Origin of the sequence: Ornithinibacillus scapharcae TW25, from assembly GCF_000190475.1 — a bacterium.
Lineage (GTDB): Bacteria > Bacillota > Bacilli > Bacillales > Amphibacillaceae > Ornithinibacillus > Ornithinibacillus scapharcae.
The window spans coordinates 23,623-40,857 of the sequence record NZ_AEWH01000020.1; the positions used below are offsets into that span (position 1 = coordinate 23,623).

18 protein-coding genes are annotated in these 17,235 nt (G+C 37.6%); all 18 read right to left on the reverse strand.

Features of this window, described 5'->3' with window-relative positions:
* Positions 1-140 precede the first annotated feature (140 nt).
* Positions 141-677, reverse strand: a complete 537-nt coding sequence (gene spoVT / locus G5W_RS0105415) for a stage V sporulation protein T (RefSeq protein WP_010094864.1) — start codon at positions 675-677, stop codon at positions 141-143.
* 218 nt (positions 678-895) lie between these two features.
* Entirely contained in the window at positions 896-4,423 is a 3,528-nt protein-coding gene (gene mfd, locus G5W_RS0105420; RefSeq protein ID WP_010094866.1) for a transcription-repair coupling factor, read from the reverse strand.
* Between the two features lie 126 nt (positions 4,424-4,549).
* Positions 4,550-4,780: an anti-sigma-F factor Fin gene (locus tag G5W_RS0105425; protein WP_010094868.1), complete on the reverse strand. Its 231-nt coding sequence runs from the start codon at positions 4,778-4,780 to the stop codon at positions 4,550-4,552.
* A 95-nt stretch (positions 4,781-4,875) separates the two neighbouring features.
* Positions 4,876-5,436: an aminoacyl-tRNA hydrolase gene (gene pth, locus G5W_RS0105430; protein ID WP_010094870.1), complete on the reverse strand. Its 561-nt coding sequence runs from the start codon at positions 5,434-5,436 to the stop codon at positions 4,876-4,878.
* Between the two features lie 147 nt (positions 5,437-5,583).
* Positions 5,584-6,207, reverse strand: a complete 624-nt coding sequence (locus G5W_RS0105435; RefSeq protein ID WP_010094872.1) for a 50S ribosomal protein L25/general stress protein Ctc — start codon at positions 6,205-6,207, stop codon at positions 5,584-5,586.
* Between the two features lie 120 nt (positions 6,208-6,327).
* The gene (locus G5W_RS0105440; RefSeq protein WP_010094874.1) at positions 6,328-7,278 is read right to left on the reverse strand and encodes a ribose-phosphate diphosphokinase; all 951 of its coding nucleotides are present in this window, start codon (positions 7,276-7,278) and stop codon (positions 6,328-6,330) included.
* A gap of 14 nt (positions 7,279-7,292) precedes the next feature.
* Positions 7,293-8,678, reverse strand: coding sequence for a bifunctional UDP-N-acetylglucosamine diphosphorylase/glucosamine-1-phosphate N-acetyltransferase GlmU (glmU, locus tag G5W_RS0105445; RefSeq protein ID WP_010094876.1), 1,386 nt, complete (start codon positions 8,676-8,678; stop codon positions 7,293-7,295).
* Between the two features lie 205 nt (positions 8,679-8,883).
* Positions 8,884-9,171, reverse strand: a complete 288-nt coding sequence (gene spoVG / locus G5W_RS0105450) for a septation regulator SpoVG (protein ID WP_010094877.1) — start codon at positions 9,169-9,171, stop codon at positions 8,884-8,886.
* A gap of 222 nt (positions 9,172-9,393) precedes the next feature.
* The gene (gene purR / locus G5W_RS0105455; protein ID WP_010094878.1) at positions 9,394-10,215 is read right to left on the reverse strand and encodes a pur operon repressor; all 822 of its coding nucleotides are present in this window, start codon (positions 10,213-10,215) and stop codon (positions 9,394-9,396) included.
* Between the two features lie 66 nt (positions 10,216-10,281).
* Complete coding sequence (ispE, locus tag G5W_RS0105460) at positions 10,282-11,133, reverse strand: 4-(cytidine 5'-diphospho)-2-C-methyl-D-erythritol kinase (RefSeq protein ID WP_010094879.1); 852 nt, start codon at positions 11,131-11,133, stop codon at positions 10,282-10,284.
* Positions 11,134-11,246: 113 nt separating this feature from the next.
* Positions 11,247-11,423, reverse strand: coding sequence for a small, acid-soluble spore protein, alpha/beta type (locus G5W_RS0105465; protein ID WP_010094880.1), 177 nt, complete (start codon positions 11,421-11,423; stop codon positions 11,247-11,249).
* Between the two features lie 104 nt (positions 11,424-11,527).
* Positions 11,528-11,875, reverse strand: a complete 348-nt coding sequence (locus tag G5W_RS0105470) for an SCP2 sterol-binding domain-containing protein (protein WP_010094881.1) — start codon at positions 11,873-11,875, stop codon at positions 11,528-11,530.
* 74 nt (positions 11,876-11,949) lie between these two features.
* Positions 11,950-12,216 (reverse strand): biofilm formation stimulator Veg, encoded by a 267-nt coding sequence (gene veg, locus G5W_RS0105475; protein ID WP_010094883.1) that lies wholly within the window; start codon positions 12,214-12,216, stop codon positions 11,950-11,952.
* Between the two features lie 213 nt (positions 12,217-12,429).
* The gene (gene yabG / locus G5W_RS0105480) at positions 12,430-13,326 is read right to left on the reverse strand and encodes a sporulation peptidase YabG (protein WP_010094885.1); all 897 of its coding nucleotides are present in this window, start codon (positions 13,324-13,326) and stop codon (positions 12,430-12,432) included.
* Between the two features lie 120 nt (positions 13,327-13,446).
* Positions 13,447-14,328, reverse strand: a complete 882-nt coding sequence (rsmA, locus tag G5W_RS0105485; RefSeq protein WP_010094887.1) for a 16S rRNA (adenine(1518)-N(6)/adenine(1519)-N(6))-dimethyltransferase RsmA — start codon at positions 14,326-14,328, stop codon at positions 13,447-13,449.
* A complete protein-coding gene (gene rnmV / locus G5W_RS0105490; RefSeq protein ID WP_010094889.1) occupies positions 14,321-14,887 on the reverse strand; it encodes a ribonuclease M5 in 567 nt (188 codons plus the stop codon). Before rnmV ends, rsmA begins: the two co-directional genes overlap by 8 nt.
* Before the next feature lie 70 nt (positions 14,888-14,957).
* A complete protein-coding gene (locus G5W_RS0105495; protein WP_010094891.1) occupies positions 14,958-16,139 on the reverse strand; it encodes a G5 and 3D domain-containing protein in 1,182 nt (393 codons plus the stop codon).
* Between the two features lie 291 nt (positions 16,140-16,430).
* Entirely contained in the window at positions 16,431-17,201 is a 771-nt protein-coding gene (locus G5W_RS0105500) for a TatD family hydrolase (RefSeq protein WP_010094893.1), read from the reverse strand.
* Between the last annotated feature and the right edge of the window lie 34 nt (positions 17,202-17,235).

The window sequence follows — 17,235 nt, forward strand, 5'->3', positions numbered from 1 at the left end:
TCGGTATTCTTCTTTAAAATTTCATTTCATTATACCACAATAAGAGACCACTCCATTGGATACGATATCCCCATTCATCTTTTCCTTGTATAAAAAAAGGTAAAAATTAGCTAAGTGAACTAATTTTTACCCTACTTACTTTATTCCATTTGCTTCGCTAAAAAGCTTGCAGCTGTTTCTAATGCCTTATTTTCCACTTCACTAAGTTTTTCACCATCTCTTGATATCATGACAACACAACCAATTGGGTCACCATTCGCAATTATCGTACTCAAACAATATGAATTAATTTCTTCTTCCTGACCCGATAGTATCTCTATCGTGCTTGCTTCTGTTTCCAAAGTTTGCGTTCTACTCTCAATTGCTTTTTCAATTTTAGATCCAATGTTTTTATTTAAGTAATCTTTTTTTGATTCTCCGGCTACCGCTATTATCTCATCACGGTCACAGATAAATACCGGATTATGGAGCGAATCAAACAGCGCCTGCGCATACTCTGTAGCGAAGTTTCCTAGCTCGTTAATTGGAGAATACTTCTTTAGAATAACTTCTCCTTCACGGTCAATAAAAATCTCTAGTGGATCCCCTTCTCGGATTCGTAATGTTCTTCTGATTTCTTTCGGGATGACTACTCTACCTAAATCATCAATCCGTCGTACAATTCCTGTTGCCTTCATACCATGAAGCCTCGCTTTCTTATGATGATTTTTGGTGCCAAAGTTAGAAGCTAAGCCTATTATGTCACTCGAATGGTGTAGTGATAAGTTGGGACTTGGAATCACGTTCATTCCAAACCTAAGTATTTACACAACTTTCCAGATTTATCTATATGTTGAACACCAGTTGTGTTTTAGTAGTATAAATCATCTTGGAAGAACTATACATGAAATACCATTTATTGTACTTCTCGATTAATATTATCCATTTTTTCAATAAACTCTTTGATAGCATCGTACCGTTTATGCTTAGAATCCCTAGAGTATCGGTAAATGACCTTCAATTTGTTCTGTTCCGTGCCAAGCATGAATTCTCTTCCAAATTCATTGGCAAGCTCAAATACTTTCGCTCCATCGACAAGCTGACTTCTATCTTCTGAAAGTAGTAACTCAATTTTTTGTTTCGTTTCCGTTATGGATTCAATTCTTTCCTTTTTAGAAAGCCAACGTAGCTCGGATACGATAAATAAATTCTCTACCTCCGTCGGGAAATCACCAAAGCGATCTAACAACTCATCTTGTAATTCACGGATATCATCCTTAGATGTGATCGTTTGAAACTGTTTGTACATATCTATTTTTTGTCGTTCATCTTCTATATAAGAATCAGGGATATAGGCATCAATTACTAAATTCAACTCCGGATCAAATGGTTTGATGTCTTCAATCTCTTTCCCTTGTTTCTTTGCCTCTATGGCTTCTTGTAGCATTTGGTTATACATATCAAATCCAACTGAATCAATAAAGCCATGCTGCTGTGCACCTAGTAGGTTACCAGCACCACGGATAGATAAATCACGCATCGCGATTTTAAATCCAGAGCCTAACTCCGTAAATTCTTTAATTGCTTGTAATCTCTTTTCGGCGACTTCTGTCAGGACCTTATCTTTCTTATACGTAAAATACGCATAAGCAACTCGATTGGAGCGCCCGACACGACCTCTTAATTGATACAACTGTGAAAGTCCCATGCGATCGGCATCATAAACTATAAGCGTGTTTACATTGGGTATGTCGACCCCTGTCTCAATGATGGTTGTGCTGACTAGAACATCAAACTCACCTTCTAAGAAACCAAACATGACATTTTCTAATTCTGATTCATTCATTTGTCCATGAGCGAAGGCTACCCGGGCTTCTGGAACTAACATTCCAATATCTCTTGCCATTTTATCGATATTCTCCACGCGATTATATAAGAAAAACACTTGTCCCTCACGTGCCATTTCTCTCTCAATTGCTTCCCGGATCAGCACAGGATTGTATTCTAATACATATGTCTGAATTGGAAAGCGATTTTCGGGAGGTGTCTCAATAACCGATAAATCACGAACACCCAACATAGACATATGCAGGGTCCGTGGGATTGGTGTAGCTGTTAACGTTAAGACATCTATATTTGTCTTCATTTGTTTGATTTTTTCTTTGTGTTTGACCCCGAAGCGCTGCTCCTCATCTACAATTAGTAACCCAAGGTCCTTATACTCGATATCTGTTGAAAGAAGACGATGTGTTCCGATAACGACGTCCACTAACCCACGTTTCAATCCATCTATCGTTTCCTTTTGTTGCTTTGGTGTTCTAAACCTACTTAATAAACCGATGTTTATCGGATAATCTTGGAATCGTTCCCGTATTGTTTCATAATGTTGCTGGGCAAGAATAGTTGTTGGAACAAGGATAGCAACCTGCTTCCCATCAGCAACTGCCTTGAAGGCCGCACGGATGGCCACCTCAGTCTTTCCATAACCAACATCCCCACAAAGTAAGCGATCCATTGGTCTAATATTTTCCATATCTTGTTTTATCTCTTCTATACAACGAAGCTGATCCTCTGTCTCCTGATATGGGAAAGATGCATCAAACTCTCGCTGCATTTCTCCGTCTGGTGAAAATGCAAATCCTTTTCGGGATTGGCGTTCTGCATACAATTTAATTAAATCATCGGCAATATCTTCAACAGAACTTTGGACTTTTCGTTTAACCTTCGTCCATTCACTTCCACCAAGTTTGTATAGCTTTGGTTCCTTTCCTTCTGAACCGACGTATTTCTTCACTAAATCAATTTGATCAATTGGTACGAATAATTTATCATCACCTGAGTATTTGACTAACATATAGTCTTTATGTTTCCCTTGAACCTCGAGTGTTTCAATTCCTAAATAACGACCTATACCATGATTTGTATGAACGACATAGTCGCCTACCTTTAACTCTTGGTAGTTTTGAATTCGCTCTGCATTTGAGATATTCTGTTTCTTCCTGGAACGTTTCGTCCGCTTTTTAAATAATTCACTTTCTGTTATGACAGCAAGCTTATGCATTGGTAATTCAATACCACTTGTTAGGTTAGCTACAAATACAGTTGGTACCTCTACAGGTAAAGTTAGTTCTTCCGTTACAGCTGCTTCAATTTCGTAATCAGCCAATATAGAATGTACCTTCTCGGCTCTACTTTTATTAGGAACGGCAATAACTACTGAATAATCACCTTTTGTCCACCGCTTTAACTCATTTTTGAACAAATGCATTTGGCCATGAAATTCCTGCATTGCTCGGGACGATAGATTAACAATATTTTGTGGATTAGTGTTTGGGATATGCCGTAAAAAAACTGACAAATAGATACGAGGTTGATTCATATTTTCCCAGACCGAATGCCAATCTAAAGAAAATCTACTTCCCGCCACCATTTTATTTACCTCTAATAAACTGCTGTACCATTCCGCTTCTTCATGATCTAGATTAGTAGCCGTTTCCTGAATCCTACTCATCTCATCTAAGATAATTAATCCATCTTGAGGTAAGTAATCTAATAAACTAGCAGGTTTATCATAGAAAAACCCAATGTATTTTTGCATCTCCTGATAGTGTTCTAAATTTTTCATCCGTGCAATATCTGGTTCAATTGCTTCTACAAGCATTTCCTTCGCTTCCGGTGTTTTTAACTTCTTCAACGTAGTAGACAAAGCTTCCTCTAATCGATTGGCACCTACTAGAATGTCTTCATTGGATAATAATAATTCTGTTGCAGGTCCAACGGTAACTCCCTTTAATCGATCTAATGAACGCTGAGAATCCGCATCGAAATAACGGATAGAATCTACTTCATCATCGAATAGTTCGATTCTTATCGGGTGTGGTTCTGTAACCGGATATATATCAATAATTCCCCCACGTTTACTAAATTCACCTGGTGTCGTTACCATGGAAGCATGTTCATACCCCATATCTACTAACGAATGTAAATAGGAGTCTATCTCTATTTCCTTGCCTTCTTGAAAACTAAGCTGATATTTACTCCAATAATCAATCGGAGGTAAGATTCGTTTTAATGCAGCGACTGGCGCAATTAGAATTCCAGATTTCTGACTGGACCACTTTGTTAACGCATCGATTCTACTGCTTCGTAATTCAGGACTTGAGATGGCTATCTCCGAAGCAATGAGCTCATTAACAGGATAGAGATGCACCTGTTCTTCATCTAATAAAACGGTTAAGTCATCATATAATTGTTGAGCTTGAACTAATTGATAGGTAACAAGCAGAATTGGGCGCTTAGTCGATGCCTTGATTGCGGAGACTAGCATACTTTTTGCTGATCCAGATAAACCGGCAACAAGTTGCTCCTGTAGACCGCCTTCTGCCCCATCTATGATAGACTGTACATCTTTTTTTGATTCTAAGTATTGATTGAATCCTTTCACATTTAAACCCCCATTATGACTTTTCCATCAAAGTCCAAGAAAGCCTGTACCTAGTACTAGCTTTCTAACATCTAATAGAATAAGCGCAAAAACGCCTTGGTCTATATAACCAAAGCTCTATGCTAATTACTGTATGAAATAATCTAATTCATGGTATTCAGGATGATGTCCAAGTGAAGCTTCACAGTTTTCACAGATTGCCTGTATTTGTACATCCCCATTTGCTTTATAATGAATCATTTCTCTTTTTTCCTTATCCGATAACTTATTCCAACCTAGTATAGATGTATCGACTACCTGCTCATTTATTTCACCAATCACATGCCCACAGTGTCTACATTTATAGACAATAGACATAGAAAAACCTCCTCGAATAAAACTTGAATTGTTATTCAATAGGTTTATCCGAAAAGTGCTTTTTTATACAACTACTAGTAAGTTATCTTATGCTATTAAGCATTAAAATCATTCATAACTTTATCAAAGGATTTTTCAAGCCAATTTTCACAAGCATCGGCTGCCTTTGCTATACTTTCTTGAACTAATTCTTGTTCCGCTTTGGCAAAGTCCCCAAGCACATAGTCTACAACCGGAATAGAAGATGTAGGACGTCCCACTCCTAGTCGAATTCGCTTAAAATCCTTCGTTCCAAGATGCGTAATGATCGAACGGATACCGTTATGACCACCATGACCACCCTTCTGACGTAGTCTGATTTTACCTGTTGGCAAATCTAATTCATCATAGACAACTAATACATCTTCTACTGCTACATCATAATAGTCCATTAAAGGCCTTAAGCTTTCACCTGAGAGATTCATATAAGTTTGTGGTTCCAATAGTAAGACCTTCTCGCCATGAATGGTTGCAATGGTATATTTCCCTTTAAATTTATCTTTATCAAGCTTTAAATTATGTCGGGATAATAATTCGTCAATAACCATGAATCCAATGTTATGGCGAGTGGATTGATATTTCTTCCCCGGGTTACCTAAACCTACAATACATTTCATGTCATTTCTTCCTTTATCCATTATATTGATCTATCTCTAAAATATTGCCTTCTAATCCAATATGTATGATATGCAATCACATAAATAGAATAATCCCTCCATTATAATAAACTTATATGGAGGGCTTATTCATAGGTTATTGAAATACTAATCTGCGTTTGCTTCAGACTGTGCTTCACCAGTAAATTTTGGCTCTTCGGATGTCTCTTCCTGTCCAGCCATATCAGCATTTGTATTAGGTGCTAATACACTTGCAACAACCGTTTCAGGGTCATCCACTATCTGATAGGAATTGGCATTACCAATTTCTGCAACTGTTATGATATCACCGATGCTTTTTTTCGAAATATCAACGGATATATCGTTTGGAATATTCGCAGGAGTCGCTCTAACGGTTACTTCAAATAAAGGCTGCTGAACAACACCATTAACTGGGTCTCCAACTAACCGGACTGGCACCGCAGTATCCATTTCCTCTGACATATTTATAATGTAAAAGTCTGCATGTATAACATGATCCTTTACATCATCTTTTTGATAATCGTGTAGCATTACATTTACTGGTGATTCATCTTGAACTTGAAGAGAGATGATTGCATTTCTTCCTTCATCTCTTACTGTTTTAAGTAGTTCCATACTATCTACTGATATCGATTTAGACTCTTTATCTCTTCCGTAGACTACTGCAGGTACTTGTCCACCTTGTCTGAGTTGCTTCGTTGTCGATTTTGCATGATCTTCTCGTTTCAATGCCTGTAAGGTTACTGCCATTGTTATCATCCTTCCAAGTATCATCCAATAGTTGTGACAACTTTCTCGTATATGAAATTTTATCTAAACCATTACACTAGTGTATGTTCCCCTTAAAACAGCTTGATTAAACATAAAAGATTAATCAAATAAAATACTTACAGATTGTTCTTCGTGCACACGAATAATTGCTTCACCAATTAAAGGTGCCACCGACAGCTGGGTAATTTTATCAATCAGCTTGTCCTCAGGAAGTGGAATAGAATTCGTAATAACTAATTCTTTAATTTTGGAGTTCTGAATTCGTTCAATTGCTGGTCCCGATAAAACTGGATGCGTACAGCAAGCATATACCTCTTTTGCGCCATTTTCGATAAGCGCATTAGCTGCTAAGGTAATGGTTCCAGCCGTGTCGATAATATCATCAATGAGTATTGCTGTTTTCCCTTCAATATTACCGATAATATTCATGACCTCTGCCACATTTGGACGTGGGCGTCTTTTATCGATGATGCCAATCGGTGCCTTCAATCGATCAGCCATTTTTCTAGCTCTTGTTACACCACCATGGTCAGGTGAAACAATAATGATATCTTCTATATTCTTTTTCTCAAAGTAATCGGATAGAAGTGGAACGCCTTGTAAATGGTCAATTGGACCATCAAAGAAGCCTTGAATTTGTGGAGCATGAAGATCTAATGTGATAACACGGTCCGCACCCGCTGTTTCAATTAAGTCTGCCACAAGCTTTGCAGTAATGGGCTCTCTAGCACGAGCTTTACGATCTTGTCTTGCGTAACCATAATATGGCATCACAACATTAATCGTCTTAGCCGATGCACGTTTTAAAGCATCTAGCATAATTAAGAGTTCCATTAGATGTTGGTTTACCGGCGAACTTGTAGATTGAACAACATATACATCAGAGCCACGTACACTCTCTTCAATATTGATTTGAATTTCACCATCACTGAATGTTGTTACCGTACATTTCCCCAGTGAAAGTCCTATATGACTTGCGATTTCCTCTGCTAGCTTTCGGTTCGAATTTAGTGAAAAAACCTTCATGTTAGAATTCTGGTATTGAGACATGAATTAGACCTCCGTTATTCTTTATCTTTTAATCTATTTTTGAGCTTGGATGCATAGCCTTCCTTATTTGATTGTCTTGCTCGCGCAACAGACAAAGCATCAGTAGGTACATCCTTTGTAATAGTCGAACCTGCAGCAACATAAGAGCCTTTACCAATTGTTACAGGAGCAATCAAATTTGAATTACAGCCAATAAACGCATCATCTTCAATTGTGGTTAGGTATTTATTTTTTCCATCATAGTTCACTGTAATTGTACCACAACCTATATTAACATTACTTCCTACTTTAGCATCTCCAATATAACTTAAATGTGAAACTTTTGTGCCATTGCCTAATTCAGCTTTCTTTATTTCCACAAAGTTACCAATTTTTGCCTCATCACCGATGATTGCATCAGGACGTATATGTGCAAAAGGCCCTACATTGACACGCTTGCCAATTTTACTATCTGTTGCAACACTTTGCTTCACAACGGAATCTTCGCCTACTTCACAGTTTTGAATTTCACTATTTGGTCCAATAATTGCATTGCTCCGGATGATTGAATTTCCCCCGATAATGGATCCAGGATAAATCACAACATCAGGTTCTATCACGACATCACTATGGATATACGTATTATCAGGGTCCATAATGGTTACTCCGTTTCGCATATGTTGTTCATTAATGCGTAACTTCATTGTTTTCTCAGCTTGAGCTAATGCAACTCGGTCATTAACACCCAATGTCTCATCGAAATTAGGAATTAAATAAGCACTAACCATTTCCGATTTGTTTTTCATAATCTCGATAACATCTGTGAGGTAATATTCGCCTTGGGAATTATCATTGGATACACTCTTTAATGCCTCAAATAATGCTTCATTATCAAAGCAGTACGTACCAGTATTAATTTCATCCACTAATAGTTCATCTGGATTTGCATCCTTTTGTTCTACAATTCGTTTTACTTCATTGCGCTCATTACGAATAACCCTTCCATAACCAAACGGATTAGGGGCTTTAGCTGTTAAGATAGTTGCTTTTGAGCCTGTTTTTTCATGGTGCTCACATAACTGTTCAAATGTTTCTTTCGTAATTAACGGTGTGTCTCCACAGACTACAATTGTAGTACCTTTTTTGTCCTTTAATAGCTCTTCTGCCTGTATTACAGCATGGCCCGTTCCTAGCTGCTCTTCTTGTAGGACAAATTTTGTATTATTTCCAAGATGGTCTTTAACTTTGTCAGAACCGAATCCAACTACCGTTATCACATCTTCTAAACCTATTGCTTTAACTTGTTCTAGCACGTGCTGTACCATTGGTTTGCCTAAAACTGGATGAAGTACTTTGTAAAGTTTTGACTTCATTCTAGTACCTTGGCCCGCCGCAAGTATGATTGCATATCTCTTTGTCATGAGGATACCCTCCATTAGTTAAGATCGTAGTAATTTATATCATATGGAATCTAATAAATATCCATTTTGACTATATCTTAAATAACTGTTGATTTCAACCAATAGAGTGGTATATAATGTGGGTTTTTAATAGGGGTTTTTGGTAGAACAAAAAAAGAAGGCTAATCTGTAGGAGATTAGACCTCTAGTTGTAAAGGGTTTCATTTTAGGACGCTCCCGCTTCCTCAAATTCCACTTCCTCACCCGCACGGCGATACTCTTCTAATACTGCATCTTGGATCTTAGCTCTAGTACTAGAGTTTATCGGATGTGCGATATCTCTGAATTCACCATCAGGAGTTCGTTTAGATGGCATTGCCACGAATAATCCATTATTTCCGTCAATAACGCGGATATCATGAACGACAAATTCCTGATCTAACGTAATAGATGCGATAGCACGCATTCTACCTTCCGTATTTACACGGCGTAATCTAACGTCAGTTACTTCCATGCTGATTCACCACCTTTTTTCTTATGAGTTATTATTTAAATTCTACAAATAATTAAAAACTCCTGCTTATATTTGAAAAAAGTTTAATAATTTACAAAAAAAGTTAGAAAAATTTGCATTCGGTCTCTTTTCACCGATAATTCTTTTTCTATTACTCCGGCAATAGAGCCTGTTGCACTAGGATTTCCACAAAAAAATAAGACGTCCTCCAATGAGAATGTCTTATCTTATAGTTTTATTAAAATTACCATGTTGAACCGAAATAATATTTTCTTTTAGATCTACGTTTGTGATTTTAACTAATGAAGTATACGTGTCTACAATTCGGTCTTCTTCTTCATCATCCGCTTCAGCAAGAACACCTATTGCTTTTACATTTGCATCAAATTCCTTTAACAAGCTAACCATTCCGTTAACTGTCCCACCAGCCTTCATAAAGTCATCTATAATGCAGACATTGGAACCCTCTGCTAGACTTCGCTTTGGTAAAACCATTGTTTGGATTTTTTTTGAAGACCCTGATACATAGTTAATACTGACTGAAGAACCTTCTGTAACTTTCGGATCCCTTCGTACAATTACAACCGGAACATTTAAAAATGAAGCAACTGCATAAGCAAGTGGGATACCCTTTGTAGCGACTGTTACAACAACATCGATGTCCATGTCAGAAAACTTCGAAGCAAATATTCTTCCTATTTCACGAACTGTATGTGGCTCTCCTAGTATATCGCTCATATATAAGTATCCACCTGGAAGAATGCGATTTGGGTCCTTAAGCCGTTCACACAGTTGGTCAACAAATCGGACACTTTTCTCGTATGCGGATTCTGGAATATACATCACGCCTCCTGCTGAGCCAGCAGTACGTTTTAAATAGCCTAGCCCCTCTTCTTGGAAGAGTTGATCGATAATATCTAAGTCCTCACTAATGGAAGCCTTTGCCGCATGATACTTCTCCGTGAAAGATGGTAGGTTTTTATGAACTCTGGGGTTCTCTAGGAAAAAGTTCGTCATAGCGACTAAACGTCCACTTCTCTTCATGTTTTCACTCCTATAACCGAATTATTTTATCTAAACTTATCACCATTATTTGTATTTAGCAAGTTCTTAGCCGATTAATCGGACGATAAAAACTTCCTGACAGAAGCCTTTCATGCTATTGTAGATTCTTTGCGCTTTCGACTGTTGCTCTACTAGACCATACACAGTCGGACCACTTCCACTCATTAAAACACCCGAAGCACCAGCTTGTCTCATCTTTTCTTTGATGTATAGCACTTCTGGATGAAGAGATGTCGTAATTGCCTCTAAAGAGTTACCAATATGATTACAAAGCATGTCAAAGTTCTTCTCATGTAGTGCTTGTATGACACCCTCTGTATTCGGGTGGATGATTTCATTCATGTGCACTCTCTGGAAAATAGTCTTGGTGGATACGCCGATATCTGGTTTAGCCAATATTACCCAAAACGGTGGTGGGGAGGGTAACTTTTCAACAATTTCACCGAAGCCTTTTGCAATTCCTGTAGAGCCATACACACAAAATGGAATATCCGATCCGAGTGTTGCGCCGAGTGAAGCTAACTCATCGATTGGCACATTCATATTCCACAATTGATTTAGTCCCCGTAGTACTGCTGCCGCATCCGTGCTTCCTCCACCTAACCCAGCCGATACCGGTATGACCTTATCAATCTTGATATGGACCCCTTTTTTTATATTATACTTTTGTTTAAATAACCTTGCTGCTTTATATGCCAAATTCCGCTCATCATTTGGTACATACCTACTCCACAGCGTAACCTCTACTCTGTCTTCCTCCAAGGTATTTAACTCAATTCGGTCTGCTAAATCAACCGTCGTCATAATCATTTCCACATCATGATAACCATCATCTCGTTTTCCTAGAACATCAAGAGAAAGGTTGATTTTAGCAGGTGCCTTTTCAAAATGAGTCATCTCCGTCACCTACTTTTTTCATGTATGGAAATTGTAACACAAATAAAAACAGGACGCGACTAGTAACATACAATGTTTGTGAACATCTTACAGAACTAAAAAGAGCAGATCGGTTATGATCTGCTCTGCATATTTTGCTCGGCTATTTCAATTGCACGTTTCACCATATTCCCAGCATCCCTTGCCTTAATTCCGCCCCAGCCCTCTTTTTGGACCGTGTCGTAAAAGCCTAACTCTTTTGCTATTTCTTCTTTCAGTTGGTCAGACATAATACCTTTACGTCTCCCCACGAAAGAACAACCCCTTTCCTGTTATAACTTCTTACGACATTTTTAGTATCAGCAAGACATGACATTATAATCAAGTAATGTCTAGGTAAAGAAGGGAAATATCGTTAAAACTGGTATTTCTTTAACACACTTTCAAGTTTTAATGCTAACCCAATATTTCCATCAACCTTTAACTTACCAGTCATAAAGGCAGACATACTATTTAAGTTACCGGACAAGAACTTACGAAACGTTGCACTTTTCATTTTCAAGATACAATCTGCTTGTTGATTACTTTGATTGGTAATCGAGAGGCCACCATCCTTAAAAGCTAGTTGGTAGGTTAGCTCCTCATCTATAATCTGTATTTCATAGAGTCCTCTCATTTCAGCATACGGCTGTGAGTTTGCCTTCAGTTTTTCTTCAATCTCTCCCCAAAGCTCCTGCATTGTTCCATTCTCTATTATGCCCATCATGATCCCCCTGCATTATTATTTAAATTATCAAATAATTATAAACAAAAATAAAGATCAGTAAACCATTTAGGTTACTGATCCATTAACATAGCTTTTGTTTGTTCATCATTAAAGTTTAATTCTACTGTTTCCGTAAGTACGTCTGCATAGCTGTATGAAACACGCTCGAAAGCATTCTCTTCTTGGTCCAGTTCAACGATAAATACAGAAGGATATGTTTCTGCCAAGATTCCCGTTCTTTCTATCGTCTTCCTTCTGCCACCGTTAGCCTTCAACGTTAATCGTTTACCAACTTGACCTTCAAGACCTTGCTTAATTTCGGTTAATGTTTTAGCCAATACACTCCACCTCACTGTAGTTATAATATACCATATGCTTGTTTAAAAGTCAAATAAAATATTATATTATAACAAGATATGTTTTTTCGTGTCAACAAGTAAATTTCAACTATTGGTCTTATTATGGCAAAATGTAGATAAAATATGTATATTTTTTTAAAAAAGAAAAACATAAGCCCTTTCTTTGGCTCATGTTCCAATTAATATATCTATTTATTCCCCTAACACTTCATCATCACTCAATTCAAAATCGTCATCCGCCAAATACGGCAATCCCGTTCGGAGAAGTCCTCTCGTCTCCACACCACCCATTCCTTTTTCGCCTGTCATGGTATTCCGTAGTGCATCCCACACATTCACCTTCTCCATAAAAGGTGTATAGGCTATTTTTGCTGCAATATAGACAGGGTCTAGCGCATGTATATTAATTCGGTGTGGGGAACTTGCAAAATTGGCTCCTGCACGTATTAAGGATTCAAAATGAGATTGACATGCCCCTGCAAAAATGACAAGTTGATCAAGATGTGGGGTAACCTTCCTAGCCTCTCTTACAGTTTCGGCAAAGTATTGGGAATGTCGATATGCTCGTATATCATGCTTACTCCCTTTGCTTTTGGAAAAAGAGTCATGTCCTGTAATCACAATAATATCAGGTTGTATCTTTTCAATAAGCTCCTGGATATGATAAGGCATTTCTTTCTCTTGTAAATGAACGCCATGCACCTGTAATCCTAGCCTCTGGTACAGCGCTATGCATTTTCTTAAATATATTTGATCACCGTCTAAGTGGAGCACCTTAGCAGGTAATTGAAAATAATCTGCATAATGATACCCATCTGTCGACTGATAATCACGTTTTTCTTTCATCAGTTGATAGTCTTGCCGGAATAAACGATAGGAAAACTCTTCTTGCTCTTTCCCTTTTTGTCTACGTTTTTCTAGTTCTCGTTCTTCTGCCTTTACTAGATCAAGCAAAGGGGCATCGGCCTCTAACCGTATATCTTCACCATGTAATATTGCCCTTTCTTGCTTGATCGATGATATCCGAAATAATAAATCGTGCTTATAAGATTTCCTCGTTACTAGTTCTCCTACTGCTCTTCGCTCCATATAGCCACCTCACAGCCTTCACAATAATGAAAGCAAATCTCCACTATAGACTATGAGTAATGCGCCTGATTCGTGCTTTTAGAAACGTTAAAGGGATGCCCAAATAAATGGGCATCCCTTTTATTGATGCTGAAGTTTGTAAAAAGCATTTGCCAGGATACTAAATTCCTGCATATCTAATGATTCACCACGTCTTGTCCCATCAATTCCGATTGACTCCAGAACATGATTAATGGTGTCTTTATTTATAACATCTTTAAAATGACTGGATAGGTTATTACGTAACGTTTTTCTTCTTTGAGCAAAACAAGCTTGAACGAGTGTAAAGAAATAATCTTCATCTTCCACCTGAACTGGTGGCTCACTTCGAGATACTAATCGTAAGATGCTAGAATCAACATTCGGTTGCGGCATGAAAACCGTTTTAGGTACGTTCATGACTACTTTTGCTTCTGTATAATATTGAACAGCAATCGTGAGTGAACCATAACTCTTTGTATTTGGCTTCGCTGCCATACGGTCCGCAACTTCCTTTTGAATCATTACCGTAATACTATCAACAGGCAAACGTTCCCGTAGCAGCTTCATTAAAATTGGTGTTGTAATATAGTACGGGAGATTAGCAACGATATGTATCGGCTGGTTTTCCTTAAAATTCGCCTCAATAACCTGCTGAACATCTGCTTTTAAAATATCCTCGTGAATCACGTTAATATTTTCAAAGTCCGATAACGTATCCTGTAAAATTGGTAACAAACGTTGGTCAATCTCAAACGCTACAACTTGATCGGAATGGATGGCAAGTTGTTCAGTTAGAGCACCAATACCTGGTCCTATTTCAATTGTACCAGTAGTTTTATCAATACCAGCATGTCCGATAATGTTTTTTAATACATTCACATCAATTAGGAAATTCTGTCCTAAGCTTTTTTTGAATGTAAAATGATATTTATCTAAAATTTCCTTTGTTCGAATAGGTGTTGCAATATACCTTTTATCCATGGATGTCCTCCTGCTCTATCTTTAGCATTGCCTCTTCAAATTGGGCTTTCGAAATTTGGAACATCGTTAATCGCTTCAATAGTTGTTTACCATTAGTATGACCAATTTGTAGTAACTCACCAAGTCTCTCTCGCTTTTTACTGGCACTTGGTCCTCCAATCAATTGATGGTAAATTAAGTCCTCTTGATTTACTTCAGACTGTTCTATCTCTACTAGCTCATAAACGTCCTGTAATGCCTGTTGAATAGCTTCTACGGATGCATGTTCAATACCTAAGCTTTTATTTCTTGGATGCTTTGCACGAGCTTTATCCTTTGTTAAAAATGCATGCTTACAACCAGGAACTGCTTGATCAATTATATGTCTAATACGTTCACCCGGATAATCAGGGTCCGTAAAAATGATGACTCCACGTTTTTCTTGGGCATGCTTGATTTGCTGTAACGTTTTTTGGTTAATGGCAGAACCATTTGTTTCAATCGTATCCGCATCTACAGCTAATTTTATTCTTGTTGTATCATCTTTCCCTTCCACAACAATTACTTCCTTTATTTTCAATGATGGTTCCTCGCTTTGTTCAAAATAAATATGCTCTTACCACTATAACATGGTAAGAGCATTGATTTCATTAATCGATAATTTTTACTTTTACTTTTCTTACACCCCAGCTGTAAGCATCTGCTTTTGATGGGACGTGAATGTCGATACGATTGCCTCTAATATGGCCACCTGTATCACCAGCAACTGCTTCCCCATAGCCTTCAACCCAGACTCTAGTGCCTAGAGGGATTACATTGGGATCTACAGCAATTACCTTCACATTCGGATTTGCTTTAAGGTTAATACCTGTCGCAGTGTATCCAGAACATCCATTACAGTAAGCAGTAAAAGCACTTGCTGTCATGGTAAATTCCTTACCACTACCCGATGAAAGTGTGACAAGGTTCTGTGGTTCCTTCGTTCCTACTGCCAAAATACGATTCTTGCTTTCCTTTGTAACATCTTTTTTCAATACTTCTCGCTTTACTGGTTTGCCATTTTCATATGTAACCTCATATGTTTTGACAACAGTTCCCTCTTCACCAGCAGCAATAACTTTCTCTTTTCCTTTTTCAAGAGAGCTATCTTTTCTAGTTTCTGTTTGATACTCGACTGTCTCTGTTACTTCTTCTTTTTTCTTCTCAATTCGAATAATAGAAATAGAAGTATCTTTTGTCACTGATTCGTCTAGAGCTGGCTTAATCTTATCAAGCTCTGTTAACGTTATACTACTGGATTGTAGTACATCTTCTACAGACCCACCTGTTGACCAAGCTTTTACTTCCTTACCACCATCATTAATCGTTAGTTCAAAAGCTTGTGTGATAGACAGACTTAAGCCATCCTTTATTTTTTCCTTCTTTTGATGGGAAAGACTATCATGTTCTGAAACCGTTAGTTCCTGCTCTGCTAGGAAATCACCAACCGTGTCAGCAACCGTATAATACATTTTTTCTTTTCCATCAATCGACACGACGATTTTATTCGCTTTTTTATATTCTATTTTCATTCCGTCTGCAATCTCTTCACTTTCATCGTGTGAGAGTACATCGTGTTCTCCGACTTCAATACCTACTTCATCTAGTAGCTCTAATACGGTATCAGCGTGGGTGTCAATCTTTCTATCCTTACCATTCTCAGCCAATACAATTTCTTTTTGTGTAGCATGAAAAAGTATTACACTTGCAAATGCTAAAAGGGCCACAATGCCAATACTTGAAATAACCAGCATCCGTTTCGAGGCCGGCAATAGCTTTGAAAGAATTCGCATGCATCTTGCCTCCTTATTCGAATTGATTATATAGACACTATTATGTAAAAGTAAATGTTTATAGGATTACGGTTATTTTACAGTTTTATTACAAAGGACAAAATTTTAAGGGGTTTTTGCTAGTGAGAAAACCTATAACCCCTTGCTATTACTAGGTTTCAAACCAAATAAAAAGACTAGAAAAAATCTAGTCTTTTTGGTCTAAAAAATAGTGAACATTTCATGGTTTTTTAGTTAAATTTCACTAATGTCACATAAAAAATAAGAATTAATTTGTTTTTGTAAGAAGTTTTATTTATTAATTTTAAATAATTTTAAGGCGTTTTTTGTTGTCTGTTCACACAACTCTTCCAATGGCATTTCTCGTAAATCAGCAATTTTCTCCGCTACTAATTTAACATATGCTGGTTCATTTCGTTTCCCACGATTAGGATGGGGTGCCAAATATGGGGCATCCGTTTCTATCAGAAGACGGTCTAATGGGACCTGAACCGCTACTTCTTTTGGTAAAGGTGCATTCTTAAATGTTACAGGGCCTCCTAGTGATATATAAAAGTTCATATCGAGGCATTCCTGAACATAGTTAACAGAATCATTGTAACAATGCATGATTCCACCTACCTCTTGCGCATCTTCCTCCTGAAGTATTTGTATAATGTCTTCTGTTGCTTCTCGATTGTGAATGATGATTGGCATGTTTACTTTTTTAGCTAATTGAATTTGCTTGCGAAACACTTCTTTTTGGACATCTTTCGGTGACTTATCCCAATGATAGTCCAAACCCATTTCGCCAATTGCGACCACTTTTGGATGTTTCGATAATTCCTCTATCCAAGAAAGATCTTCATCCTTCATATCAATTGCGTCAACTGGATGCCAACCAACTGCGGCATATATCGTCTCATATTGTTCTGCAATCTCGATTGCCAATGGTATCGTTTCATGATCAAATCCAACAACGACCATATAGTGAACTCCTGTATCAAACGCTCGCTGTATTACCTCATCTCGGTCTTCGATAAATTGTCTAGCATTCATATGTACATGTGTGTCGAATAACATCTAATCATTTCTTCCCTTCTATAAAAGAAAAGGC

What these genes read in the sequence shown, in the direction of transcription:
- G5W_RS0105470 (WP_010094881.1), bottom strand. Translation starts at nt 11,875, where the DNA reads ATGGGCATAATAGAGAATGGAACAATGCAGGAGCTTTGGGGAGAGATT.
- G5W_RS0105500 (WP_010094893.1), bottom strand. Translation starts at nt 17,201, where the DNA reads ATGTTATTCGACACACATGTACATATGAATGCTAGACAATTTATCGAA.
- G5W_RS0105440 (WP_010094874.1), bottom strand. Translation starts at nt 7,278, where the DNA reads ATGTCTCAATACCAGAATTCTAACATGAAGGTTTTTTCACTAAATTCG.
- purR (WP_010094878.1), bottom strand. Translation starts at nt 10,215, where the DNA reads ATGAAGAGAAGTGGACGTTTAGTCGCTATGACGAACTTTTTCCTAGAG.
- glmU (WP_010094876.1), bottom strand. Translation starts at nt 8,678, where the DNA reads ATGACAAAGAGATATGCAATCATACTTGCGGCGGGCCAAGGTACTAGA.
- G5W_RS0105495 (WP_010094891.1), bottom strand. Translation starts at nt 16,139, where the DNA reads ATGCGAATTCTTTCAAAGCTATTGCCGGCCTCGAAACGGATGCTGGTT.
- spoVG (WP_010094877.1), bottom strand. Translation starts at nt 9,171, where the DNA reads ATGGAAGTAACTGACGTTAGATTACGCCGTGTAAATACGGAAGGTAGA.
- ispE (WP_010094879.1), bottom strand. Translation starts at nt 11,133, where the DNA reads ATGACTCATTTTGAAAAGGCACCTGCTAAAATCAACCTTTCTCTTGAT.
- pth (WP_010094870.1), bottom strand. Translation starts at nt 5,436, where the DNA reads ATGAAATGTATTGTAGGTTTAGGTAACCCGGGGAAGAAATATCAATCC.
- yabG (WP_010094885.1), bottom strand. Translation starts at nt 13,326, where the DNA reads ATGGAGCGAAGAGCAGTAGGAGAACTAGTAACGAGGAAATCTTATAAG.
- rsmA (WP_010094887.1), bottom strand. Translation starts at nt 14,328, where the DNA reads ATGGATAAAAGGTATATTGCAACACCTATTCGAACAAAGGAAATTTTA.
- G5W_RS0105425 (WP_010094868.1), bottom strand. Translation starts at nt 4,780, where the DNA reads ATGTCTATTGTCTATAAATGTAGACACTGTGGGCATGTGATTGGTGAA.
- spoVT (WP_010094864.1), bottom strand. Translation starts at nt 677, where the DNA reads ATGAAGGCAACAGGAATTGTACGACGGATTGATGATTTAGGTAGAGTA.
- G5W_RS0105435 (WP_010094872.1), bottom strand. Translation starts at nt 6,207, where the DNA reads ATGGCAGTAACCTTACAGGCATTGAAACGAGAAGATCATGCAAAATCG.